The sequence below is a fragment of the Erysipelatoclostridium sp. MSK.7.34 genome (assembly GCF_019041935.1).
Lineage (GTDB): Bacteria > Bacillota_I > Bacilli_A > Erysipelotrichales > Coprobacillaceae > Thomasclavelia > Thomasclavelia ramosa.
The window spans coordinates 1-2,571 of record NZ_JAHPYJ010000055.1 but is presented as its reverse complement, the minus strand read 5'-3'; the positions used below and the strand labels follow the sequence as shown (position 1 = coordinate 2,571).

Genomic DNA, 2,571 nt, shown 5'->3' with positions numbered 1-2,571 from the left:
GTAAGTGCCAAATAAAATAGTGTATTTAAAAAAGTCGATTGAATTGATACAATGATCAATTTAGTCGGCTTTTATTTCAAATTCTTCTTTTATTTCTTCACTCCATGGTAAGAACCAATCCAATTTCTTTGGATCTTCAACCAGATCTTGTTGAGGTAAATAATCCAGAATGAATTCAATATAATCATATGGATTAAGTTTGTTGGCTTTAGCTGTTTCAATCAAGCTGAAGACTGCAGCACTTGCTTCAGCTCCTTTAGTAGAAGTTGAAAACAGCCAGTTCTTTCGACCAACTGTAAATGGTCTGATTGTACGTTCATCTAATGAATTTGTCATAGGTACAAGACCATCTTCTAAAAATGAACGCAGTCCTGCCTCGTAATTCAAGGCATATTGTATAGCTTTTCCTGTCTTAGAAGCTGTTAACACCTTGTTTTGATTTTCTTTGCACCATAAAAAGAAGTCATCAACTAATGGCTTTGATTTTTCTTGACGTACTTTCTCCTTTTTATCAGGTGATAATGTTTCGATTTGTTTTTCTATCGCAAACAGTCTGGCTATTTTTTCAACAGCTGTATTTGCGAGTGTATCTGATGCATTCTTCATATCTACAGGCAAAGCATCATAGAACTTCCGTCTGGCATGCGCCCAACAATAAGCATTGGTTACACCATCTATATGGTTATATCCATAATAGCCATCAGTAATGATAGTACCATCAAATCCTTTCAGAAATTCTTGAGGGTTGGTTGCTTTTCTGTCAGGTCTGTAATCAAATATCTTAACAGGTCTTTTACTTTCTTTGATACTTGAATATACCCACATATATGATTTAGAAGTAGCCTTCTTACCTGGTTCATTCAATACCTGAACTGGCGTTTCATCACAATGTATATGTGATTCCTTCATCATCAGTTCGTGCATCCTGTTTACCAATGGAATGAAATATTCATTGGCGGCAATGATGATCCAGTTTGCCATTGTCGTTCTTGAAAGTTTCATTCCTAATCGTTTCCATTCTGATTCTTGTCTGTATAGTGGCATATGATTTACATATTTATCAATGATTACTTGTGACAGTACACTTGGCGATGTATATGAATGTGGAACAACCGGTTGAGGTGTGCCAGCTTTAAGCATGACTACCTTTCCTTTTTTTCTACAGTTTCGACATTCATATGTTTTTCGATAAATATCTTTTACATAGAGTTTGGCTGGTTCATAAATAACTTCATGTCTTACAAATTCCTCACCTACATAAGATAATTTAGAGCCACATTCATCACATACTCTGTCTTTTTCATCAACATCATAAACTTTTTTTACATGTTTTAGCTTGTCTAATTTGATATCAATTTTCTCTTTTTGTTTCTTTTTGGCTCTGGTATATGAGATATCTTCAAGCAGTTCAGGTTCACATTCATTTTCTGCTTCATCAAAAAGAGAAAGCTGATCCATAGAATGTGTTATCTTTTCACTCTTGGTACCAAACAGCTTTCTCTTTAAATAGGCATTTTCTTCACGCAAAAGTTCATTGTTGTTTTTTAAGTATTCATTTTCTGCTTTCAAACTGTCAATGGTACTGTTCAAAGATGCAATTGTAGCTTTCAATTCTTCAATAGAATGTGACAGATTAGCCATTACCAAAGCTAAATTTTCAACTGTACCTGTAGTAGAATCAGCCATCAAAAGCACCTCCATTTCATACATCCATTATACCATAAACAGGCATATTATCCTATGAAATCAAGGCTTTACAGTACAACTTGTGGATAACTTTTCTGAATGGTCTTAGGCTGTACGATAGAAAGTCCTTCAAGCAGCCATCTGAATTGTTGAGGGGTTATTTCTCGAGCTTCTGATTCATCTCTGGGCCATTTAAATTTACCATTTTCAAGTCTTTTATAAAGTAATACAAAACCATCACCTTCCCAATACAGAGCCTTCATGGTCCTTGTATTTCTACCACAAAACAGAAACACAGAATTAGAAAAAGGATCAAGCTTGAAGTTCTGTTGAACGATAGCTGAAAGACCATCAATCTGTTTACGCATATCTGTATAGCCAACAGCTATATAAATATGTTCGGCTTTTGAAATATCACCAATCATAATAGTGACTTCAAAAGAGGCTCAATACTTTGGTAAGGTGTATCTGAATCGAGTTCAATTTTGATGCTTCCCTTGATAATGATAATCTTTTCATTATTGTGTGGTTGCTTTTCAACAGAAACAAAGGATACTTCATTCTTGTAGCTGTTTTCATTTATCTGATCACATAAAATATTTCTGATTTTTTGTTGATAATTATAATAAGTCGACGGCTTGATATTGTTTTTGTCACAGAAATCTTTGACAGATAAACCACTTTCCTTGCATTCTTTGATTTTAAAATACCAAAATTTATATTTTTCATTTTCGGTAAGTTCCTGTACTGTCATATAGTCTCTCTTCCTTTCCATATAGTTTTTGGAGAATATAAAAACTACAATATAGTTTATGGAGTCTCCACATTCTATATTGTAGTTCTTAGAGTTCTATATTTTTATCCACTATTTTATTTGGCGCTTAC

Annotated in this window: 3 protein-coding genes; all 3 read right to left on the bottom strand. The window is 33.8% G+C overall.

Annotated elements, in window-relative coordinates; all coding sequences use genetic code 11:
• Nucleotides 1–60 precede the first annotated feature (60 nt).
• The 3 genes from tnpC to tnpA all read right to left on the bottom strand — a co-directional run bounded on the left by tnpC (nt 61) and on the right by tnpA (nt 2,440).
• A complete protein-coding gene (gene tnpC / locus KTF99_RS16710) occupies nt 61–1,641 on the bottom strand; it encodes an IS66 family transposase (protein WP_217215670.1) in 1,581 nt (526 codons plus the stop codon).
• Between the two features lie 113 nt (nt 1,642–1,754).
• Nucleotides 1,755–2,111, bottom strand: a complete 357-nt coding sequence (tnpB, locus tag KTF99_RS16705; RefSeq protein ID WP_217215668.1) for an IS66 family insertion sequence element accessory protein TnpB — start codon at nt 2,109–2,111, stop codon at nt 1,755–1,757.
• Nucleotides 2,108–2,440, bottom strand: a complete 333-nt coding sequence (tnpA, locus tag KTF99_RS16700) for an IS66 family insertion sequence element accessory protein TnpA (RefSeq protein ID WP_119362695.1) — start codon at nt 2,438–2,440, stop codon at nt 2,108–2,110. Before tnpA ends, tnpB begins: the two co-directional genes overlap by 4 nt.
• Nucleotides 2,441–2,571: the final 131 nt, after the last annotated feature.